Below are 22,683 nucleotides of genomic sequence, written 5' to 3' on the forward strand. Positions count from 1 at the left end.
ACCCACAATAACGTGAAATTGGTATCAACATCCTTACCAATTAACATCCTATTGTGGGCTATTTTTATTTTTCAAAATTATTTAACAACTTTTAATTGTGGTGCTGCAGTTTTGGCCAGAGCAGCAGCGCCACTACGTTGAATAAAATCACGGAATAGATCTTGCATGGCAACTGCGTGTTTGTACATGTTTTCTGGGTGCCACTGAACAGCCAAAATCTGATTATTGACTTTTGACTCAACTGCTTCAACTACTTGATCGTCACTACGAGCAACTACGTTTAAGCTAGGAGCGACAAGCTTGACCGCCTCGTGGTGACGTGAATTGACGTACGGACGTTCACCCATGATTTTGTACAAGCGACTATTTTTTTCTACGGTTACGTGGTGCGTTGGTAAATTACCGGGTGCCGTTTGCGCGTGCTTTAACTTAGCAGTGGGATCTTCAGAAAGGTCTTGATAAAGTGTCCCACCCAAGGCTACGTTAATGACTTGCATGCCCCGACAAATACCAAAAATACTTTTTCCAGCGGCGACGGCTTGTTTTACAAGTTCAATTTCAAATTCATCTCGAGGAATATAGGTTTGGCCAAGATTCATATCAGGTTCCTCGTTATAAAAAGTTGGATCAACGTCGAAACCACCAAGAAATAAAACACCATCAAAAGAATCTAAGTAATCGGCGACATTTTCCGGCGCACTATTTGGTAGAATAACGGGTAAGCCACCTGATTTTAAAACAGCGTTAACGGCCATTCGCGGTGTAAAATCGGCGTTACGCTCATTAATAATATTGGTTGCTTCAGTTAATGTATCTGCAGGCATTGCGATGCGTGGACGCATGAATCGAGCCCCTCTCATTTAAATTTAATAATTGCAAGAATGATAAGCCCATTACTTAATAAAAGCAAGCCATTATGTGTATTTTCTAGATTAAAATTTCATGTCAAAAGTTACGAATAATTCTAGCGAAGCAGATCGATGTGTGGCAGTCACTTTATTTAACGTTATGCCGTTACCAGATTTAAAGGGTCTAGTTGTTAGCTATGGGTGTGCTATAATGGGGGCACTGTTGGGAGTTACAGAAAACAAATAAGGTTCTACAATATCTGTTGTTGGTAATAGATTTTCATCTATTACTGATGACAGATTTTTTATTTATGGCTAGAATAAAAAAGCGGACATTTCCTGTCCGTTCATCCAAGTCAACCACCACGAAGATTTTTCAGAAAGAAGGAAATGCCCTATGTGTCATGATACTACAAAATTATTATTAGGAATAGCTGACGAGAACCTAAAAATTACTGACGGTGAAACTGGAGAAGACGGGGTTATTCGCTTAACTGGCCACTTGGATTACACGCCGAAGGCTTGTCCCAAGTGCGGGATTATCAATGATCAAAAGATTATTAACTACGGCTGGCGCAATACCACTATCAGATTCTCGAAGGTTCTGAGCAACACCGTCATCTTAGCCTTAAAGCGCCGCTATTTCCACTGTAAAGAATGTCACGGCAACTTTCTTGCACAAACATTGGCAGTTCCGAAACACTGTACAATTTCAAACACCAGCCGCAAAGAATGCCTAGAGAAGCTCGGTGAACCGGTCTCTTTGAAGCACATTGCCAATGAAGTATCGGCATCAGATTCATTTGTGGGCCGCCAGTTAATGCGCGCTGAACGAGACTTTCAAACCAATTGGCACTATTTACCAGAGATCATCTTAATGGATGAGGTGAAGAGTACCAAGAGCGCTACTGGTGCCATGAGCTTTGAGTTCATGAATGGCGAAACCCATGAATTAATCGACTTACTCCCTTATCGAACCATCAATAAACTAGAGAAGTATTTTTACCGCTTCGATCAAGCTGCCCGAGAAAACGTCAAAATTATTGTGACTGATATGAATTATACCTACCCCAAGCTTGTGCAGACCGTGTTCCCCAATGCCATGGTGGTCATGGACAAGTTTCATATTATCAACGCCCTAAATCGGGCGTTTAACAAAACCAGAATCAAGGTGATGAAGAAGTTTACCCCGTCTTCTCGCGAATTTCACGCCCTTAAGCGCTACTGGAAGCTGTTGTTAGTACCAACTGAACAGCTTAACTTTGAACAATTCAAAAAGTGGACTAATTTTCCTTACTGGATGGCTGCCACCGATGTTGTCCATCAGCTGTTATCGTTGGATTCAGAACTAGAACAAACTTATCAAGTCTTAAACAGCGTCCGGTCAGCTGTCCAACATCAAGATTGGCATAACTACAATGCGGCATTTTGGAATAACAAAACGTATTCTGAAGAAATGAAGAACACGATTAAAACACTTGAAAGCCATCATGATGAGATTCGTAACACCTTTACCACACACTATTCAAATGGTCCTTTGGAAGGTTCTAATAATAAAATCAAGGCGATCAAACGAGCCAGTTTTGGCTATCGCAGCTTCTGGAGGTTTAGAACTCGAGTACTATACGTTTTCAAAATCAAAACAAAAAGAGCCCTAATCACGAAGTGATTAGAACTCGAAATATGGATTCACCAACAACAGTTGACGAAGAGCCACAAAAAAAGACAGACGCTCTTAACGTCTGTCTTACTCAATGAAATAGATGGACCGTCGGGGGATCGAACCCCGGACCCACGGATTAAGAGTCCGTTGCTCTGCCAGCTGAGCTAACGATCCATGTCATCAACAAGAAATAGTATAGCAAATAATAATCAGTCACGCAAATCTTTTTTGTAAAAATTTTATATTTCTTTAAAGTTCAATGAAATCACGTGTTTATTTTTGTAAGAACGTGCTTTTATTATAAAATTACGTTAGCGTTTTAATTGGTAAGCGATAAGCACACAAAGGTAAAATTTAACGCCTATTTTGCCAAGACTTACCTGAATGGTTATAATTGTAACCGAAGCGCATCCAAGGAGGATACCCACACATGGCAAAAAAAATTCTAGTCGTTGACGATGAAAAACCGATTTCTGATATTGTTAAATTTAATTTGACTAAAGAAGGTTATGATGTTGTTACGGCATATGATGGTGAAGAAGCTTTAGAAAAAGTAAGTGAAGAAAATCCTGATTTAATTATACTCGATCTAATGTTACCTAAGATTGATGGCTTGGAGGTTGCGCGTGAAGTCCGGAAAGATCATGATATGCCAATTATCATGTTAACGGCCAAGGACTCTGAGATTGATAAAGTATTAGGCTTGGAGATGGGCGCCGATGATTACGTAACTAAACCCTTCTCTAATCGCGAACTTGTTGCCCGAGTTAAGGCTAATCTACGCCGTCAAGGAACGATTAATAATGCTCAACAACAAGAAAATGATGAAAATAACGAAATTCAGATTGGTGATTTAACTATTCACCCTGATGCATATATTGTTTCTAAGCGTGGGGACAAAATTGAGTTAACCCACCGTGAATTTGAGTTACTACATTATTTAGCGCAACACATTGGCCAAGTCATGACGCGTGAACATTTACTCCAAACAGTTTGGGGCTACGATTACTTTGGTGATGTTCGGACGGTTGACGTTACAGTACGACGTTTACGTGAAAAAATCGAGGATAACCCAAGTCATCCAGAATGGTTAGTTACCCGTCGTGGTGTAGGCTACTATTTGCGAAACCCAGAAGCGGAATAGAGCCATATGCACTATTAGAAATAGCATCGCACTAGCAATGTGTTGCACTAATGCTTTTTACAGTATAGCCAATAAGCAGTACAAGAAAATTGTACTGCTTATCGTATATTGTCGTGGTGTTACAGCGGCTAATTAGCGTAAAAATTATTTTATATTTATTGGGCAACAGAAAGTCAGATTAAGGATTCATTATGAATAAAAAAATCCATTTTTTTCAATCAATTAATTTTAAAATTGCACTGGTATTTATTCTGCTGCTGATGGTAACCTTGGAAATCATTGGGGCTTATTTTGTCAAACAGTTAGAACAACAGAATATTCAAACTTTTAAACAACAGGTTCAAACACCAGCTTACGTGAATAACCAATTGGCAGATGACTTATTGAAGACGGATGCAACTTCGGCCAACAAAGAGATCGGCAATGTTTTAGCGGACCTTAATAATTCCGCCGATATTCGCGTTGTTGATAGTAAAGGTATTATTCGTGGTACTAGTGATGTCAACGATCAAGGTGAAGTTGGCCAAAAAACGCCTGATAGTGACGTTAAGAACGTCCTCTATAATAATCGTTCGTACGAAACGTTGTCCTATGATAAAAAGAACCAAGCAAGCTATTACGTCACGATCGTTCCGTTAATTAATCCTAGCGGCGATAGTAATAGCGTGGTTGGTGCTATTTACGTACGCGCCAATATGGAAAGTGTGTATAAGGGGATTAATAGCATTACCATTATCTTTTTGACGGCTTCGTTAGTGGCGGCGCTTTTCTCTTCAGTAATTGCAATTGTGATTAGTCGTGCGATTACACGGCCAATTGATGAGATGAAAAAACAGGCTATTCGAATGGCCCGTGGTGATTATTCAGGGCAGGTTCGAATTTACGGGCAGGATGAATTAGGACAATTAGCTGTAGCCGTTAATAATTTGTCAGTTCGGGTTGAAGAAGCACAGGAGGCCTCAGAAGCAGAGCGTCGTCGTTTGGACTCGGTTTTATCACATATGACCGATGGTGTTATTTCAACGGATCGGCGGGGAAACGTGATCATTATTAATGAGGCGGCAGCTGATTTCCTTGATGTTGACGATAGCGCTGTGATTGGTCAATCAATTTTACAGATTTTAAAAATTGGGAACGATCACACTATTCGAGACTTATTGGAAAACCAAACGGAATTAATGTTAGATTTTTCTAGTCACGAACATGATTTAATCCTACACGCCGAATTTTCTTTGATTCAACGTGAAACTGGGTTTATTTCGGGGATCGTTTGTGTTTTACATGATGTCACGGAACAACAAAAGGATGAGCGCGAACGGCGGCAGTTTGTTTCCAACGTTTCTCATGAATTACGGACGCCGTTAACTTCAATGCGTAGCTATCTAGAGGCCTTAACGGATGGTGCCTGGAAGGATCCTAAGGTTGCGCCAGACTTCCTACACGTAACGCAGGAAGAGACAGACCGAATGATCCGGATGATTAATGATCTGTTGAGCCTGTCCCGAATGGATTCCGGGACCGTCAAAATGGATATGGAGTTAGTTAACCTTAATGAGTTATTTAATTACGTGCTCAATCGGTTTGATATGATGATTAAGGCAGATACGAGTGCCGCGGACAATAATCGAACTGAGGCTAGAAATTTACCGGCCAACAAAAAATATTCGATTAAACGTGAATTCACTAAACGTGACTTATGGGTTGAAATCGACACCGATAAATTTATGCAGGTTATCGATAATATTATGAATAATGCGATTAAATACTCACCTGATGGCGGTGTTGTGACTTGCCGTTTACTGGAAACCAACAATCACGTTATTTTGAGTATCTCTGATCAAGGTTTAGGTATTCCTAAGAAGGATTTACCACACGTCTTTGACCGCTTTTACCGGGTAGATAAGGCACGCTCTCGGGCCCAAGGTGGTACTGGTCTTGGACTAGCAATTTCTAAGGAAGTTGTTGAGGCCCTTAATGGCCGTATCTGGGTAGACAGTGAGGAAGGTAAAGGCTCAACGTTCTATATTTCTCTGTCATATCAACCTTACGATGAAGAGGAGGATGATCTCTGGGATGAAAATTAAAAATCTAATCCTGCGCGTGAGTTTGTCCGTCCTGATCGTAATCAGTATTATTCTTTCAGGGTTAATTTGGACTAATAATGCACGTTTTCAACGGAATACGACTGACGTTACGCCCCAACAAACCCAACTGGATACTAAAAATTTAGCGGCCGTTTATCTTCCAACCCAAATTATGGCCACAACTAAACAAGGGCAAAAAAATCTAATTTATAATAAAAAAGAAAATTTAATTGATACTTTACGTAGTGATGTTAAAAAATGGCGTTTTGGTCGCCCTACAACCGTTAAATTGACGGCCAAGCAGTACCTTAAGCTCATTAACCGGGGTAATATGCTTAGTATTAATTATCCAAGTAACGTTTCTTACTCAATTTTTGGCCAAACTTTTGGTCAGAAAGTTAGCCAGCAGGACCGCAATAAGAATTTTAACCGATTATTGATCCCCTTAGGCAAAAAAGGGGTTGTTTACCTCTTAAGTGACCGGCAAACGCACGGATACCGCGTTAAAGTAAGTAAACAGAATTTAGCGGTTTTGAAAAAAGCAATCAATAAGGCAACTGTAAAAATGCCAATTAATGAGCAATTAATGAATAAGCGGCCACAAATTTTTTACGAACAATCGGTTCAAGTGGCGCAGTATAGTTACTTACTCAATAAGCAAAATCCAACCGATTTTGTTACTGCTTTACTGGGTGGTAAATCGCCTAATTCAGTTGACTCTAAAGAGGTTGGCGATAGCACAATTTATAATGATGGTACTTATAAGAGTCTTCAGGTTAACCATAAAAACGGTACGATTAATTTCGAAGATTATTCCACCAGCAATACAGCTAAAAACACAACGAGTATCTTAACCGACAGTTTTCGTGAACTATCAAATTTAGGGAATACACCAGTTAACATGCGTTATTTCTATTACAATCCACAAGATCGAACCGTCGTTTACCGTAGCTATGTTGAGGGCTTTCCGGTCTTTAACCAAACCAACTTTGGCACGGTTAAGGTTCAGCTGATGGCAACTGGGAATAAGCTAGATTTTTCAGTTTATTCGTTGCAAGTACCACTGCCTTCGGACAAGCAAGCAGTAACGCTACCAACAACTCAAAATATGTTGGATCAGCTACAAAATGCCGGTTATAACTTAACGGATGTTAAAACCGTTCAACTGGGTTATCATTGGCAAGTTAATCACTCATCGGATTCGGTGATTGATCTGACTCCTACTTACTACATTAACTATAACGGTAGTTGGTTGAGTTTAAGTCAAATGCTGAATACCGATCAGAATGAAGATAGCTCTAGTGAGGAGGCGAATTAATTGGATTTCAAACGAATTGAGATTATTTTTCTAGTTGTCTTTGCTTGTTTGGATATTTTTTTATTCGTCTCTTACCAGCAAAATCAAAATATTGAGATGATTGATTCTAGCGTCTCACGTAATACAACAATTAAACGGGAAATGAGTAATGATCAAGTTACCACACCGCATTTATCGAGTAAGACCTACACGGGGTATTACTTAGCTAGTAAACCTAACCGAACGTTGCAAGAGCAAAGTGAGCGTTTAACCGGACAACGAGTGACATTTAATGACAATCGTTTATACGGTCACTTTTACAACTCAATTTCAGCGCGCTCGAATCTGCGCTTAATTAATCAATTAAAAGAAATTATGAAAAATGAACACCAGATTCTGCATGGTGATCAGTACCGTTACTCAAGGGAATTTTCAACCGCAGATCGACTTGTTTTTACACAGAAAATCTCTGAAGGGGATCTTTATGACGAGGCCGGCGAGCTGGTATTTCAGGTGAACGATAATCATCAAGTTACTAATTATCAACAAACCTATATTAATCGGCTAACAACCTTACGGGAAAAAGAACAGACGATTAGTGCTAAGCAGGCCGTTCAAGATCTCTATACGGATAATGAAATTTCTTCTGGAGCAACGATTAAGTGGACCAGTGTTGGCTATTCGCGTTTATTAGACGTTAACAATAGTAGTGTTTACATTCCGGCGTGGTTTATTGCCATTGAAAATAAAAACTCTGGTAATATTCAGATTAAACGGATTAACGCCTTTACTGGTGCTTTAATGAAGAATAACAACGATAATAGTTTGGCAACTACCGCCTCTAATTAAGCGCGCTTGATCTCTGGAAAAGTGCATTTGGCCAATTTTCATGGTAGAATGCGGTAGATGAGTTTAACGGACAAAAGGAGATCACAATAGATGGACAACAAGGATGATCAATTGAAGGTCAGTATCTTAAGTAGTGGTAGTACAGGCAATGTAACTTACATTGAGACACCACAACGTAAAATTCTGGTAGATGCTGGTTTGAGTGGTAAAAAGATCGAAAACTTGATGAAAAACATCGGTCGTGATCTAACTGAGGTCGATGATCTGTTGGTTACCCATGAACACACTGACCATATCAAGAGTGTTGGTGTGTTGGCGCGGCGCTATCATAATTTAAATATTTATGCGAATAAGCTTACTTGGCAGGCCATGTTACCCAAGATTGGTAAGGTTCCAGAAAACCAACAACAAATTTTTGATACGGGTAGCTTTAAAGAGCTTGGTGATTTAGACGTGCAAAGCTTTGGGGTTTCCCATGATGCTGTCGATCCACAGTTTTATGAATTTCAACACGCCGGCAAGACCTTTGTTATTTTAACGGATACCGGCTATGTGTCAGAACGACTCAGTGCTGAAATTAATGATGCTGACGCCTATTTGTTTGAATGTAATCATGATGTTGAAATGTTGCGCATGGGCCTGTATCCTTGGCCACTCAAGCAACGAATTCTTGGCGATAAAGGGCACCTTAGTAATGAGGCCGGTGCGGATGGTTTAATGAGCGTCATTGGCAACCGAACAAAAAAGGTTTTCCTAGGACATCGTAGTTTGCACAATAACATGAAGGAACTCTGTCACTTAACCGTTTCTTCCATGTTAAAAGAACACGATTATGGTGTTGATCATGATTTTAAATTGTATGATACCGAACCCGATGATGCTTCACCACTAATGATAATTTAAGTTAAATAATTATAGTCTTCTAAACCCCTAAATTTGCGATAAACTTTGTTTTATCATAGGTTTAAGGGTTATTTTTTACGTATTTTATCAATTATTGTGCTTATTTCTTTATTTTTGTGGAATAAATCCTAACTTTTTCAAGAATTATTCAAATGTTTGCGTTATCTTATAGGTCGTAAAGCAATTTGTGCGTTATCCGTTCTAATTTATTGGTGACGTGGTATATTTAGAAGTGTGGACTAAAAAACGTAACGTGCAAGGCTTATCTCAGGGCCTTTTAGTCCGGAAATTGGAGGAAGAGTATGCAAAATAAGCATGGTTCTAGTCTTATTCGAACGGCAGTCGTAGCTGTGGTAGCCGCTGTTATTGGTGGCGGTGTTGTTTACGGTGGTGCTAATTTCTTTAATAGTGGTAGCGATTCTAATGGTAGTGTCGTGAACACAAGTAAGGCTGGCAGTACTAAAGTCAGTAACGTTAAGGTTAGTACAAATTCACAAGTATCTAATGTTTTTAATCATACAAAAAATTCAGTTGTCTCAGTTGTAAACCTGCAAAAGCAAAGTAGTTCTGATAGTAGTGGATTATCCGAATACTTTGGTGGCAGTAATAGCTCTAGTGACAGCTCTAGTAGTAGCAGTAGTAAAGATTTGACGGAATACAGCGAAGGTTCTGGTGTGATCTACAAGAAGGCAAGCGGCAAGGCCTACATTGTTACGAATAATCACGTTGTTTCTGGCTCAGAAAAATTAGAAGTTATCCTGAGTAATGGCACTAAGTTAGATGCAAAAAAGGTCGGTACTGATTCAGTGACTGATTTAGCTGTTTTAAGCATTGATTCGGCTAAAGTCACGCAAGTTGCCAGCTTCGGAAATTCCGATTCGATTAAAGTTGGTGAACCTGCCATTGCGATTGGGTCACCATTAGGTTCGGAATACGCGACGTCAGTCACCCAAGGAATTATCTCTGCTAAGAAACGAACCGTTCCAGTTCAGGATGAAACTACTGGTCAAGAAACCGGTGAAGCAACGGTTATTCAAACCGATGCTGCCATCAACCCCGGTAATTCTGGTGGTCCGTTACTAAACATTCAAGGCCAAGTCATCGGGATTAATTCAATGAAATTAAGTGGCACTGGAACCTCGTCTAGCAGTAGTAGCAACGCAACGGTTGAAGGAATGGGCTTTGCAATTCCAAGTAATGAAGTTGTTAAGATTATTGATCAGCTCGTTTCTAACGGGAAGGTTGTGCGACCAGCACTTGGCATTTCAATGGTTGATCTGTCTAACATCTCTTCAGCACAACAGAAATCAATTTTGAAAATACCATCAAGTGTCACTGGTGGGGTTGTCGTCATGTCTGCTAAGAGTAATTCGCCAGCCAGTAACGCCGGCTTGAAGAAATACGATGTGATCACGCAATTGGCCGGTAAGAAAGTAGACAGTAGCGCCGATTTGCGTTCTGAACTATATAATCATAATGTCGGTGATACTGTTAGCGTTAAGTACTATCATGATGGACAAGAAAAATCTGGCTCAATTAAATTATCGGAGAACACTAGTCAGTTAGATATTACTGATTAACTTAGGGGAGTGTTTGAAAAAGCGTTTAGATTCTGAGGATTACTAACGATGTCGATCGGACTAGGATAAACCGAAGTCCGAGTCGCAGCCTAAACGACCGAATTACCTTTGAAAAAGGTGATTTGGCTTATTCCGCAATTGAGGATTATTAGCCTAAATCGCTAATAATCTTGATGCTTCATACGTTGTCTATTCAACTACTACTTCGTAATTACGGTAAGTTATTTGCAAAGATCGCAAATAACTTAGGATGCTTCGAATGTTGTCTATTCTTGTGGCAAAAACAAGGAACACAGTTATAAAGTCCATAACTGTGTTTCCTCGACTCAATTCGTCTCGGTCACCGCAAGAACTAGCAAGGCGAAAACCGCCAAGTTGAAACATGGCAACCGCAGGAATCTGCTTTTTCAAACACGTTTACACTAATCAGGAAAATACTAATAAAAGTGGTTAGATTCTACTCCGCAATTGAAAATTATTAGCCCAAAACGCTCATTGTAATGCCAAAACACTGATGTGGCGGTATTTAAAAAGCTAGTCGTTATTTTTACGACTAGCTTTTTTGTGCCTAAAACAGATTTTTAGAATCATTCGGATAGTCTAGCGCGCTGATATCAAAATAGTGAATTCGGATTTTTTAGCAAGATTATCTGATGCTTACGCCAAATTAGGTTTAAGCGGGTAATTGGGTAAAAATCACTAGTTTTTAGATTAGCAAATAGTAATTATTCGTTAAAGTAAAAATTGATTAGACGATTTTTCGCTAATTTAATAGTCTTTCGTAATCAATTGGGTAAAAACGAACATTAAGTAATGTTAAGAAATAGATTTGTCAATGTTCATAAGGGTTGTTAACAGCTTTGTACACAGCTGTGGATAACTAATAATTGCTAGAATACCGCTATTTTTTGTTTTTATGTTATCCACAGTTTGAATTTGTGCTTGTTGATAACTTGTAATTATTTAGATTAAGTTAGGACTTAAAGTCTGGTATAATAAGTTTTATAGAACGCAAGCGCTAACTTAACGAACGCTTTAATTTTTGGGGATAACTTTTTTACGAAAAAAATTAATTTTTTCTAAAATCAGTATTTTGTGGTCGAATTATTTTGACCCCCAACATTTTGATTTACGAGTTGTGTACATGTGGATAACTTTTGTGGATAACCTGTTATTTACGGTGGGTAACATCGCCCGCTCATCCACAGCTTGATAAAAAATAGGCTAAAATTTTTGTTTAGCGATGCTTTTTTTGAATTAGCGCGCTGGGATATTATTTGGCTAGTCATTTCTTAAATGGAGGATAAGTACGAATGAATATTAAAATAATCGGCGTGGGCAAATTGAAGGAAAAGTACCTCAAACAGGGTATTGCCGAGTACGCTAAGCGTTTAGATAGCTTCTGCAAGTTACAAATCGTTGAAGTGACCGACGAAAAGGCGCCGGAAAAATTAAGCGATGCTGAAATGATTGAGGTTAAGCGTAAGGAAGGTGAACGAATTCTTGCTAAAATTAAGGCCAAAGAATACGTTTATGCATTGGCGATTCAAGGTAAGCAGCGCGCCTCAGAACAATTTGCTGCAGAATTCGATCAATTGACAACGTACGGCCATTCGGACATTACTTTTGTTATTGGCGGTTCATTAGGCCTGTCACCAGAGGTTTTACAACGTAGTGACGATCAATTATCCTTTGGAAAGCTGACCTTACCCCACCAACTAATGCGGTTGGTTTTGATCGAGCAGATTTACCGGGCGTTTATGATTAATGAAGGTAGTCCGTATCATAAGTGATGTAAAGACTAGATTGTTTTAAGTATGGGATATGTATGCTGTTAAAAAATATTGTAGGAGCTGATAATATTTGGCAATTATAGGGGAATTTATAGGAGAATTTAAATCATATAGAAGTGTGGATTATATTAGTTTTATAAATGATGAGGCTAGTTACTATTCTACGATTCTTGGACATAATGGTGTTGGGAAAAGTGCCATTTTACAATCATTAGATTTTTTCTTTAATTCATCGGTTTCATGGATTCGTAATAATCAAACTAAGTCATATGATTCATCGTATGTTTCTGTTTTAGTTAAACTAAATAAAATTGCATGGGAGAAATTTATAAAAAAGAATTTTAAGGCTAAGGCTGATGAGTTACTTGACGCAACAGAAAAAGTGAATAAAATAGTTAATGATTTTTTAGATAATGACATCCCTGAAACATCTCAATTAACTCTAAAGAAATTAAAACAAAATCAACCTGAAGTGGGAGACGATGAGTATTGTCTTCTGATTGGTTTAACCAATGAAAGAGCGTGTACAACAAAACCATTAGAAACTGCCTTTAAGTCATCAATAAATGGAGATGAGATGGATTTATTATATAAAGCAGTGAGTTTATATCACACTTATATCTACATACCTACAGATTCAGGCACGAGAAGTATACTCAAGCTAAATGGAGAGAATATATCCAAGACTTTAACGGAGAGTACGACTACAAAGATAATAAGGGTTCTAGGTAAAGAGAAAATTCTTAGTACAAATATGACTGCAATTGAGTTTATTAATAACGAATTGGATAATTATGTGGATGAAATTAATAGAGATCTATCAATAAATGATAGTGCCTATAGCTATGCTGCTAAAAATCATGGTAAGTTGCGAACAAGCGATTTAGCTGAGCAAGTAGTAATGGCATATTTTGAAACAAGACAGTTATTAAAGAATAATGCTACGCCACTTTTGAACTTAAGCTCAGGGGAACAAAGACAGGCGGTTATTGATGTCATGAGCTCATTACTAAAGAAACGTGAATCAAAAATTGAGAAAGGAAGATTTATTTTTGCAATTGATGAACCGGAAATGTCTCAAGATATAGATAATATATTTAGACAGTTCGAGGTTTTAGAGAATTTAGCAAATATCTCTCATCATCAGGTGATAGTAACAACGCATTGGTACGGGGTACTTCCTACAACAAAAGAAGGATCTTTAATATATGTTGAATCGGATACTCATGGGTCAAAAACTACAACTATCAAACTGCAAGATTTATTTGCTCCTAGGGCAAAAAAATGCTACCAAACGATATTTTTCTGAAAAGTTACTATGATTTATCTAACAGTGTGGTGTCTTTTATAAGAGGTCATAAAGATTCTCTTGTTATATTATGTGAAGGGATTACAGATAGAATATATTTAGAAGTACTATTTAATCCAAAAAAGGTTAAAGTTATTTCGGTTGGTGGTAAAGATAGTGTACGCAAAGTTGCAAATTTATTAAGTATTTCAAGTACAATGACGAATGATGTTTTTCAGGATAAAAATATTCATGTATTAGGAATAATTGATACAGATGATAGAGGAGACAATCAACCAACTTATTCAAGCAATGCTGTAAAAACATGTAGATGGCAAATTAATTCACAAGAGGATAGAATATTAAAACTAGTTGATGTTGATCGTGATGGTGTTGGAAATTTACGTTCTGGAACGCATATTGAGGATATTTTAGATTCAAATATATTTTATAAAGCTTTAAATAGTTCTGGTATTAATTTAGATAATTTTAAGGATATTCAAATTAATAGGGGGTGGAAATTTACTAATTTGAGCAATCCAGTTAATTTTGAAAATGTTTTTATAAAATCTACAGGTAGTAATGGCGAAAGTCAGAAACAGAAAGTAAGAAATTTAATTAATAACAATAAAAAGAAAATTGCAATTAATTATGCAAAAGAATGGGTAATTAATTATACTGATCAGAAAATTGTTTCTGAGAATAATCCTATTGTGAATGCTATAGAGAATGTGATTGGGAGAAAAGATATAGGAGTAGAATTGAATAAGGAGGTAAAACAGTCAGGGTATATTAATCTGAATGAAGATATGTTCTTTTACAGAATAGGTCGCAATGGAGAATTATTTTCTATTGCTAAAGGGAGTAGATGGTCAGTAGTTGAAAATAACATGAGCGTAAGCAAAAAAATAAAGAATCAAATTAAAAAGATTGAAAGTGAACAAGTCCTAGATGCCGATGAAAATGGGGAATATTTCAATCGTAATTATGAATTAATTAGTTTTTCTAAAGAAGAAGTAGCGATGCTTTTGATGAAGCAAAGAATCCAAAAATTTGAAAAATACTTTGTTCCCAAAAACGTAAGTAATTTTGGCAAAAGCGTTAATAAATAAATTTAGGTGGATATCTAAATGAGAGTGTCAAGAATTTTGTGTAAATGAGTAACTCTTATTCGCACGATTAAATAGCTAATTTCAAAACATTGATTCTAATGTATCTTGGCATTGTTTGAAACCACGATGAGACTTACCAAAGTACTTATCGTTGTAGGCCAACATCTGTGTGACTAGGAAACGATCCAACGCAGCTTCATTTGGAAATTGTTCCTTCACTTTGGTTTTTCACTTGATTGATTTATTAAAAGATTCAATCAGATTGGTCGAGTAGATGGAAGTTCTAATACTTGTCGGAAAATAAAAGAACGTAAGCAGATTTTTGGTCTCCGCTAAGTGTTTCGTCATTCCAGAATAGTTAGGTGCCCAGTGCGTAATAAAGGTGGCCATAACCGCTTGTGCCTCAGATTTTGTCGTTGCTTGATGGATCTGCTTGAATTCAGACATAACGGCCTGCCGGTCACTAACACGTACTTTTTGAAAATATTACGACTCATATGAACGAGGCAACGCTGAAACTTTGCCTGTGGGCAACTTCTTTCAAGTGCTGATTCAAGGCCCACCATTCCGTCAGCGACGACTAGTTGAACGTTGCTGATACCTCTTTTTACAAGCCCACCTAATAATTCCGACCAAACTTCACCATTTTCAGTTGGAACGATTTGGTAATCAAGGATCTGTTTATCACCGCTTGCTGTAATGCCAATCGCGATATAGACCGCCTCACGTTCAACCGTCTTTCGTCTGAGCGGAAGATAAGTCGCATCGATGAAGAGACAAACGAAGCTTGACTCAGTAAAATGACGCTTATGAAAAGCCGCAACTTGCCCTTCGACGACCTGGGTCATGTTTGAGATTGTGGTTGCGCAGTAGTGCGATCCATACATTTTCTCAATGAGATCGGCAATTTCCCGTGTTGTGATCCCTTTTTCGTAGAGCTTGAGAACCATTTCTTCTAGGGCATCAACCCGGTGTAACCGTCAAGTTCAATTGAACCATTTTTGCTCATTAATTTTGAACCACTTTGCTTATATTTCGCTCATTAAAAATGAACCACTTATAGACTTCCTATAAATATAGATACTTAAATTATTCGTTAAAAATCGTTTGTCGATGTGTAACTCGGTAACCTTCCCCAACTAACTCAATAACCTGTGATTTTTGAATTATACGATCCAAGAAAGCTCCTGTGATGATTTCATCTCCAATTGTTTCACCCCATTGATCAGGGCTCTTATTAGAGGTGATGATAAACGATGTTTGTTCATAGAGTTTATTAATAAAATGAAAGAACAGATTTGCCTCTTGCTTATCCAAGGCCATAAACATCAAATCATCTAGAACAATTAAATCCGCTTTATATAAACGCCGTAGGCGCATCTGTGATTGTCGTGAAACTGTCTCAGTTTTTAAATTTCGTACTAAATCTCCCATTGTAATAAAGATGGCATTGTAGCCACTATCAATTGCTTCGACACATAATCCAATGGATAAAAAAGTTTTTCCCACACCAGTTGGTCCAAGCAGTATAAGATTATAGCTCTGGTCAACCCAATTTAAAGTTCTTAACTCACTCATTTGTTTCTGATTTAATGCCGGTTGGACAGTTAAATTAAATTCATTTAATGATCGTTGATAGGGCAATGTTGCCCACTTTAGGTGTCGTAAACGTGCTTTTTCAAATCGTGCTTGTTGTTCATGTTTCATAACTGATAATACAAAATCACCGTAGGTGACCTCATTAGTATTGGCAGTCTGAATCAATTCAGAGATAGCTTCCGCCGTAGCACCCAAACGTAGTTCCTGCATGATTGCTTGAATTTCTTTAGTTTGTTCCATGCTGTACTCCTTGTAAGATGTTGGTATAAATATCTAATGACCTAACTTCCGGGTTAATCTTTGCCAATTTGGCCTGAGTTGCTTGTGAAATTGGAATATCAGGTATTTTTACTTGTACTTCATCTAGATGTTTTACATATTTAGGAAGCATTTCAACGGTTGCTTTAAAATCAGTGGCACTGATTAGATGATGATCTAGACAAAATACCAAGGCTTGGTCCAATTCCTCGGTTGTGTGATCACTATTTAAACGCAATATTACTTGAAGTTGATCACGAATATATCGTGGATATTTTTCATGGAGCTGTTTGATATAATCCTGAGCGTGCTTCAAATCACTAAATTCTTTGGTGACCCGTTCCATTAGTTGAGAAATTCCCACATCTCGAATCCGGCGGTGATTGGATTGCTGAATGAGTTTTCCTTTTGCTCCGGATACTTCATGTTTGGCCAGCACCTCACCAGTTTTTTTATCAATTATAATCAGATAGTTTTCTTCAAATTTTAAAAGAATCTTATAGCCATGTGCATTGTAGGACCCAAAGGGGACACTATAACGATTGCTACGATACATAATAGTGTTGTCCTTACGTACGGTTCGTTCTGGTAATTCTTGAACCACTGCTTGATAATTTGTAATTGGCTGTAAGTATTTTTGTTCTGCTTTAAATATTTCCGTTGGAATTTGTTTGGTTCCATTATGCTGCTTGCCATTACCACGGCGTTTTAACCAGTCCATTGATTCATCATTCCAAGAATTAAGGTCTTGAAAAACACGACCACGGGCAAAACTACTTTTAACAAATTTCACGACGTTTTCAATTTTACCTTTAGTTTCAGGATCAAAACCTCGACATTCAATTGCTTCAAAATGTTTAGTCTGTTTAAATGCCTGAAAGGCCTGAGTAAAAATAATATCACCGTTATTCTCACTAACAACAATAATTCGATCTTGATCATAAACAATTTGTTTAGGCTTACCTCCAAAGAAGCTAAAAGTATGCTGTAAGCATCGAATTAGATCATCAGTTGTAAAGGGATTAAGCTGCCATTCTACATATTTGTAACGAGAATGAGCCAACACATGCGCATAGAAATATAATTTAATGCGGCTACCGAAGGTAGTCGTTTGCCAAGTTTGGCCAAAATCTACTTGGCCCTGAAGCCCCATTGGTAATTCAGGGACTGCCTCATACTGACGTCGGCGACTATGCTTATCCAATTTGTATTTTTGTCGAAGGTTACTCACAAACCGACGAACCGTACTTTCCGCAAAAATGCCGTAATTGCGTTCCTCTAGCCAGTCACATACTTGAGCTGCAGACATATCTGTATTCGCTTTTAACCAGCTAAGAATCGTATCTTCGTAATCATCTAGAACTCGCTTACGGTTACGTGTCGATGCCAGCCACTCCGACATTTCAGCTTCATCACGATCAAGGTATGCAGTAACTGTATTTCTAGAGATTCCAAGTTGCCTGGCAATACTCCTTTTAGAGAATCCATTATTTGATAACTCATTGATTTTTGAATATAGTGCCAATTTTTTCACCTTTTTCGACCTCCAGCACAAATGTTTTTCTACATTGTACTGGAATAAGATTATTATTTACTCAACTGGTTCAATCTTATCGAGCGTTTTTGGTTCAATCTTATTGATCGAAAATGGTTCACTTTAGTTTAGCAGTCACACCCGGCGCGTATAGGGTAGAATAAGTGCTGCTTTGAATTCACCATTACGGTCACGGGGTACGCAAATATTTAGTTTTCCATACTCAGAGGCTACTTGGCGAAAGTACTGTCCATTTCTGGAATTTCCGCTGTTGAAACCACTGCGATCATATGGATCGTAGCCTAAAATTGCGGTCAGTTCAGCTTGAAGCAGGCTGTTGACTGTTTTCTCCAATTGAGTACGAAAAACCTCTTTTAAATTTCCTTGAGCTAGTAGTGCTTGGGCGATTTCTTTGTTAAACTGATCCATGGGGAAGACCTCCGTTGATTATGTTTGGCGATTTAATCATACGGGGAAGGTCTTCCCTTTTCAATTACTATTTACACAAGATATTGTACACTCCCATTGTACTGGTGTTACTTTAGGTAAAGGCTGTGTGGTGGCCGCCGGAAGTATTGTGGTAAAAAATGTGCCACCTTACGCAATTATCGGTGGAAATCCAGCTAAGGTAATTAAGTACCGTTTCTTACCGGAGACAATTCAAAAATTACTATTGATCGATTTTTCTGTGTTAGAGCCGGATTTTTTTATACAGCACCGGCAGCGGCTCGCCCAAATGGATATAGATCGTGATGTTGATGATCTGTAACGGCTAATTAAAGAATATTCACAGCAAGATAAATAGGTGCTATTCCAATCAGACTCATTCGTAGCATTACGGCATACATCATTACCCATTATAAGTGATGACGTTTTTCGTGACCTTGACTGTAGCTAAATGCGATAATATCATAAGTGATGCGTTTTTAGCTATAATAAGCAGAACAGGATCAGCGAGACGGTATTTTACTAAATATCAAATAACTATTTTGACCAGCGAGCTGCTATGCTGGCAACGAAGCGTACCAACTTCAATTATAGGTATATATATAGTATTAGGGTATGTCTTCAAATTAAAAATTATTCGTTACTTATAGAAAATTTATCTATTTTTCGAGGTTAGTGACATATTTTTCTTGAATTATCTTAATAATGAATACCAAGATCCTAAGAATGAAACCGATTTATTGATTTTAAGGACACGCTTAATCTGTTAAGCTGAAAAAAAGTATATCCCTGATGTTTTGGGAAAACAATTTATTAGTTCAAAATGCTCTTAATTTTGATGGTAGTTGGTTAGCATCTTTTTTTAATGCTCATTTTCACGTATAATGAGCGATAAATAAACACTCAATGGAGGACGACTCGTGGCCAAAACTAGTAGAATTATGGCATTTTGGGATGACTTCCAAAATTCATCAGAATATAAAATTATTAATAATTATCCGCAATCGCTCGTTCAAGGTACAGTCCAATATTTTGATAAAATGATGGCTGAAATTTATCCAGGAACGTTTCGTACATGGAACAAAGACAATCTATTAGATGTTTTATACATGATGTTTGATCAAGCTGATGCCGATGCAGATCCTGATGCAGAGCATATTTTTTGGATAAATTTCGACATTATTAGTGAACTACTGAGATACTTAGCGGATACCAATAAGATCGGAATTAATAAACGAAATTTGGAAGAAATATTTGTTGAATTTCAAGAATATACCGATGCCGACGATCCAGGTGAAGAAATCAGAGAAACAGTTATGGGTGAGGCTCGTCATGTTAATACCGATCCTTGGCTACCAGAATGGAAAAGCTATATTGCGGTTAATATTGAACGCTATACTTGCGAGTGGGTAGATGCTTATACTGAAAGTTCAGACTGGCATAGCAGACCCGATGGAATTGATAAGGCGTTTATAAGTATGATTCTAAACAGTCTGGCAAAGTGGGCCTACGATGACTATCGGAAGACGCCCAAATCATGGACTAAAACGGCTATTGTCGGGGTTCTGACCGGCCCATTTGTAACTTATTTAAGTATGGAACCTGAAAGTTATGAGTTAATTGCACCTGCGCTTTCTCATTTTTTGACTTACGTTGCCAATCAAGGGTGGCTGAATGAAAAACGGGCCAGTGATTATAAACGATTCATCGCTGCTGCAGTCCCTGACATGATTGAGCTATCACGAGATCAGGCCAATTTTAGCTCTTCAAAGTTAATTGCTATGAAGATGCATGAAGACGGTGTCGATATTACGGATGAAAAGGCCATTCAAGCTTACATTACAAAGGTTAATCAAAATGGAGGAATTGATAGCCTGTATGATGATTACGAAGCTGATGATTCTATGTTGGATTTGCCACCCGAGGAATTGCGCGAAATAACTGAGCATCCCGAACAGTTAAGAAGGCTTGCTGAGATTTACGATCCAGACCCGGATCAAAATTATTTGAATAGTGCCCATCTACCAGAGTTTGAAACTCGTCGATGGCGTAAAAAGACTGCAATAGCAGTTCACGCACAGGGTGTCCGGGCAGGACTACGGTTGTGGTTGAATCGGCAAAATTACGAATTCCCTAAAAATTGGGACGCTGTCACAGTGGTTCAAAATGTCAGTGATTTTGTGGATTTACATTATGCGCAAGCATTGCTGAAACCAACTGAATGGCCAGTATCAACTTTTCGTGATTTTGGCGAGTGGGTACGAGCCGAGCGATCGGGCGAACATCTTGCCGCGACTAACCGATTTATTTCAAGCTTATTAACGGAACTGACAGATGCTGGAACCTTAACGCGGGAACAAGGTAAACAGTTAACTGCCGCGTTTTTTGGAAAATCGATTCCAAAGTTAACTAAACCAAAGAAGGTCAAAGGCAAAGTTATTTCACTGAAACAGGCCCGTAAGTTACTTAAGAATAAGAAAAAGTATCATTAAAGAATTTAAAACGAGGTACAAGTGGATTAGTCTGCTGGTACCTCGTTTTGATTAAAAAAATTTTGCTTATTACCTCTTCTCGTATTTTTGAGCAGCCTTAGTTTGTATACTGGGAAAAGGGTTGCTTCGTAAGTTACAATTGTTTAAGGGATTGAGAGTAGATACTGAAAGAAAATTTTTTCATAAAAATTAGAATTATTGGTCCCGTTGGCAGTGGTAAAACGTTACTGGCAAGTAAATTGAGTTTGAAATACAATATCCCAGTCACATCATTAGATGGTTTAAACTGGGGTAGAAGTTCTCACGGAGATATTCTTCGAATTCCAGAAGAACGGACGGCACTGTTAAATCAAGTTTTGAGCTGCAAAGATTAGATTATTGAAGGGGTTCAGTATTGTTATGGACAGGAGTCGTTTGCTGATGCTGACGTCATTTATTTTAAGGATGTTTCTCATTTCTGAAATATATACTATTTGTTGAAACACTCTCCATTTATTAGAATGAATCGCTATTCTAAGTAGTAAAGTATGTCATATCATAGATAATGAAGTCACATCAATTTATACAAAATAAACTGCAAGGAGTTAGTGTAATGATCATTAATCCAACGAAAAAGGCATTACCGATTTTTAATAAATTAGTTAAAGTGGAAGATGCCGCAATGGCTAAGTGTTTTGCCACGGTAAATCCATTATTTTCTTGGCACGCAAATTACTACTTGGTGAACCGGAAAAAGGTTGTTTTACTGGTTAATGATTTGACCTACGCCGCAGTTGCTTTATATGATATTAACGCCAAAAACAAAGTTAATTTAGAGCAATATATTAATGATGGTATTCGCGAAGCGTTCTTACTTGTTGGTGTCGCACCTGAAGATATTGCCGCGTATTTTGAATTAGCGGGAGCAGTTAGGCTAAACGCTGGGTTTAACCGTCAAGTAACAGGCGCGATGACTAATATGATTTTAATGGTTAAAGAAGGCCGCCTAATTGATCGAACCAAATTAATTCAGACTAAATTAATGGACTATTTAATGCAGATTCCATTTAGCCAGAAGGACTACGCATTTGCTAAGGACTCAGTCGCCAATGCATTTGCTAATGGGTTATCGATTACTAAGGTTAACGCTGCCGAAATGCAAGTAAGTGAATATCATGTCAATAGAACTTGGCTAGATTATCATCAATGGGATAAATATCAGGATAGTGAGGCACTGTTTGCTGGCGACGGCCACCTTTATGAGCAAATCGGGGCCAAGGTTCTGGCTAATAACGCTTTACTGTTGGCAGAGTTTAAAAATTACTTGATAAACTCGACCGGATTAACTGAAAAAACCGCTAAAAAACATGTCAAGAATATTGAATTATTTATTAATGAATTTATGTTATTTGATACGATCAAAACGCCTTTAACAACAGTTGAAGCTGTGCAACCATATTTGGCCGATTGGTTTCCGCGCAAAATTGCTTATTCAGCAAGTGAAATCAAGGCCAATGCAACCTCAATCAAGAAATTTATAAAATTCATGGAAGTTGCAGGTGAAATTAGTCAGGTTGATGCTGAACAGGCCAGAGCAGAGATAAAGGATGATATTGAATTCGGTATTGAATATTTACAACTTATGGATAGTATGACGGACTTCTGGTAATTTGCGTTGCTGCTTTTTTAGAGGATAGTGGAGTTTCGTAATCGACCACCTATCGTATTCCTTAAAATATTAACTAAATTTTTTAAAATCAGAATATGGATCAACAGAATTTCTGAAAATAAGTGTTGATGTAACACTACATTT

The 22,683-nt window shown here is 37.9% G+C and carries 17 protein-coding genes, 1 tRNA gene and 2 pseudogenes; 13 read left to right on the forward strand and 7 right to left on the reverse strand.

Translation table 11 applies throughout. The features are described from left to right. Nucleotides 1-77: 77 nt before the first annotated feature. Nucleotides 78-842, reverse strand: coding sequence for a gamma-glutamyl-gamma-aminobutyrate hydrolase family protein (locus tag AYR53_RS03100; protein ID WP_068225905.1), 765 nt, complete (start codon nt 840-842; stop codon nt 78-80). Between the two features lie 403 nt (nt 843-1,245). On the opposite strand from AYR53_RS03100, the gene AYR53_RS03105 reads away from it, so the two are divergent. Beyond that, nucleotides 1,246-2,517, forward strand: coding sequence for an ISL3 family transposase (locus AYR53_RS03105; RefSeq protein WP_068279055.1), 1,272 nt, complete (start codon nt 1,246-1,248; stop codon nt 2,515-2,517). Between the two features lie 95 nt (nt 2,518-2,612). On the opposite strand, the gene AYR53_RS03110 is transcribed toward AYR53_RS03105, so the two are convergent. Then, nucleotides 2,613-2,685, reverse strand: a tRNA-Lys gene (locus AYR53_RS03110). Between the two features lie 256 nt (nt 2,686-2,941). Between AYR53_RS03110 and yycF the strand changes: the two genes are divergently transcribed. The 9 genes from yycF to AYR53_RS03155 all read left to right on the forward strand — a co-directional run bounded on the left by yycF (nt 2,942) and on the right by AYR53_RS03155 (nt 14,561). Next, the gene (gene yycF, locus AYR53_RS03115; RefSeq protein ID WP_068279467.1) at nt 2,942-3,655 is read left to right on the forward strand and encodes a response regulator YycF; all 714 of its coding nucleotides are present in this window, start codon (nt 2,942-2,944) and stop codon (nt 3,653-3,655) included. 191 nt (nt 3,656-3,846) lie between these two features. Continuing rightward, nucleotides 3,847-5,739, forward strand: coding sequence for a cell wall metabolism sensor histidine kinase WalK (gene walK / locus AYR53_RS03120; protein WP_068225903.1), 1,893 nt, complete (start codon nt 3,847-3,849; stop codon nt 5,737-5,739). Next, a complete protein-coding gene (locus AYR53_RS03125) occupies nt 5,729-7,057 on the forward strand; it encodes a YycH family regulatory protein (RefSeq protein ID WP_068279461.1) in 1,329 nt (442 codons plus the stop codon). The genes walK and AYR53_RS03125 overlap by 11 nt, the downstream gene beginning before the upstream one ends. Continuing rightward, nucleotides 7,058-7,885, forward strand: a complete 828-nt coding sequence (locus AYR53_RS03130) for a two-component system regulatory protein YycI (RefSeq protein ID WP_068279459.1) — start codon at nt 7,058-7,060, stop codon at nt 7,883-7,885. A 90-nt stretch (nt 7,886-7,975) separates the two neighbouring features. Continuing rightward, nucleotides 7,976-8,788 (forward strand): MBL fold metallo-hydrolase, encoded by an 813-nt coding sequence (locus tag AYR53_RS03135; protein ID WP_068225900.1) that lies wholly within the window; start codon nt 7,976-7,978, stop codon nt 8,786-8,788. A 302-nt stretch (nt 8,789-9,090) separates the two neighbouring features. Next, a complete protein-coding gene (locus AYR53_RS03140; protein WP_068279457.1) occupies nt 9,091-10,368 on the forward strand; it encodes a S1C family serine protease in 1,278 nt (425 codons plus the stop codon). A gap of 1,313 nt (nt 10,369-11,681) precedes the next feature. Beyond that, nucleotides 11,682-12,161, forward strand: a complete 480-nt coding sequence (rlmH, locus tag AYR53_RS03145) for a 23S rRNA (pseudouridine(1915)-N(3))-methyltransferase RlmH (RefSeq protein ID WP_068279454.1) — start codon at nt 11,682-11,684, stop codon at nt 12,159-12,161. Between the two features lie 70 nt (nt 12,162-12,231). Continuing rightward, on the forward strand, nt 12,232-13,470 hold the full coding sequence (locus AYR53_RS03150) for an AAA family ATPase (RefSeq protein WP_068279451.1): 1,239 nt from the start codon (nt 12,232-12,234) through the stop codon (nt 13,468-13,470). After that, a complete protein-coding gene (locus tag AYR53_RS03155; RefSeq protein WP_068279448.1) occupies nt 13,446-14,561 on the forward strand; it encodes a hypothetical protein in 1,116 nt (371 codons plus the stop codon). Before AYR53_RS03150 ends, AYR53_RS03155 begins: the two co-directional genes overlap by 25 nt. An 81-nt stretch (nt 14,562-14,642) precedes the next feature. Here the strand turns inward: AYR53_RS03155 and AYR53_RS13495 are convergent, their stop codons facing one another. The 5 genes and pseudogenes from AYR53_RS13495 to AYR53_RS03175 form a co-directional block, all read right to left on the reverse strand. Then, nucleotides 14,643-14,780 (reverse strand): hypothetical protein, encoded by a 138-nt coding sequence (locus tag AYR53_RS13495; RefSeq protein ID WP_156520034.1) that lies wholly within the window; start codon nt 14,778-14,780, stop codon nt 14,643-14,645. A gap of 9 nt (nt 14,781-14,789) precedes the next feature. Continuing rightward, nucleotides 14,790-15,511: pseudogene (locus AYR53_RS03160) on the reverse strand (IS256 family transposase). Between the two features lie 139 nt (nt 15,512-15,650). Beyond that, on the reverse strand, nt 15,651-16,400 hold the full coding sequence (gene istB, locus AYR53_RS03165) for an IS21-like element helper ATPase IstB (protein WP_068279444.1): 750 nt from the start codon (nt 16,398-16,400) through the stop codon (nt 15,651-15,653). Further along, entirely contained in the window at nt 16,387-17,952 is a 1,566-nt protein-coding gene (gene istA / locus AYR53_RS03170; protein WP_068279442.1) for an IS21 family transposase, read from the reverse strand. The genes istB and istA overlap by 14 nt, the downstream gene beginning before the upstream one ends. Nucleotides 17,953-18,090: 138 nt before the next feature. Further along, nucleotides 18,091-18,381 (reverse strand): annotated as a pseudogene (locus AYR53_RS03175) (transposase); the annotation flags it as partial. A 130-nt stretch (nt 18,382-18,511) separates the two neighbouring features. On the opposite strand from AYR53_RS03175, the gene AYR53_RS13930 reads away from it, so the two are divergent. The 3 genes from AYR53_RS13930 to AYR53_RS03190 all read left to right on the forward strand — a co-directional run bounded on the left by AYR53_RS13930 (nt 18,512) and on the right by AYR53_RS03190 (nt 22,539). After that, the gene (locus tag AYR53_RS13930) at nt 18,512-18,721 is read left to right on the forward strand and encodes an LbetaH domain-containing protein (protein ID WP_068279438.1); all 210 of its coding nucleotides are present in this window, start codon (nt 18,512-18,514) and stop codon (nt 18,719-18,721) included. A 598-nt stretch (nt 18,722-19,319) separates the two neighbouring features. Then, nucleotides 19,320-20,891: a hypothetical protein gene (locus tag AYR53_RS03185; protein WP_068279436.1), complete on the forward strand. Its 1,572-nt coding sequence runs from the start codon at nt 19,320-19,322 to the stop codon at nt 20,889-20,891. 592 nt (nt 20,892-21,483) lie between these two features. Beyond that, nucleotides 21,484-22,539 carry a DUF6933 domain-containing protein gene (locus tag AYR53_RS03190; protein WP_068279434.1) on the forward strand — a complete coding sequence of 352 codons (1,056 nt, stop codon included), beginning with the start codon at nt 21,484-21,486 and terminating at the stop codon, nt 22,537-22,539. The last annotated feature ends 144 nt before the right edge of the window (nt 22,540-22,683 follow it).

Source organism: Loigolactobacillus backii (assembly GCF_001663675.1).
Lineage (GTDB): Bacteria > Bacillota > Bacilli > Lactobacillales > Lactobacillaceae > Loigolactobacillus > Loigolactobacillus backii.

Coding starts and splice junctions, on each gene's coding strand:
- AYR53_RS03100 (WP_068225905.1), bottom strand. CDS start 842: ATGCGTCCACGCATCGCAATGCCTGCAGATACATTAACTGAAGCAACC.
- AYR53_RS03105 (WP_068279055.1), top strand. CDS start 1,246: ATGTGTCATGATACTACAAAATTATTATTAGGAATAGCTGACGAGAAC.
- yycF (WP_068279467.1), top strand. CDS start 2,942: ATGGCAAAAAAAATTCTAGTCGTTGACGATGAAAAACCGATTTCTGAT.
- walK (WP_068225903.1), top strand. CDS start 3,847: ATGAATAAAAAAATCCATTTTTTTCAATCAATTAATTTTAAAATTGCA.
- AYR53_RS03125 (WP_068279461.1), top strand. CDS start 5,729: ATGAAAATTAAAAATCTAATCCTGCGCGTGAGTTTGTCCGTCCTGATC.
- AYR53_RS03135 (WP_068225900.1), top strand. CDS start 7,976: ATGGACAACAAGGATGATCAATTGAAGGTCAGTATCTTAAGTAGTGGT.
- AYR53_RS03140 (WP_068279457.1), top strand. CDS start 9,091: ATGCAAAATAAGCATGGTTCTAGTCTTATTCGAACGGCAGTCGTAGCT.
- rlmH (WP_068279454.1), top strand. CDS start 11,682: ATGAATATTAAAATAATCGGCGTGGGCAAATTGAAGGAAAAGTACCTC.
- AYR53_RS03155 (WP_068279448.1), top strand. CDS start 13,446: ATGCTACCAAACGATATTTTTCTGAAAAGTTACTATGATTTATCTAAC.
- istB (WP_068279444.1), bottom strand. CDS start 16,400: ATGGAACAAACTAAAGAAATTCAAGCAATCATGCAGGAACTACGTTTG.
- AYR53_RS03190 (WP_068279434.1), top strand. CDS start 21,484: ATGATCATTAATCCAACGAAAAAGGCATTACCGATTTTTAATAAATTA.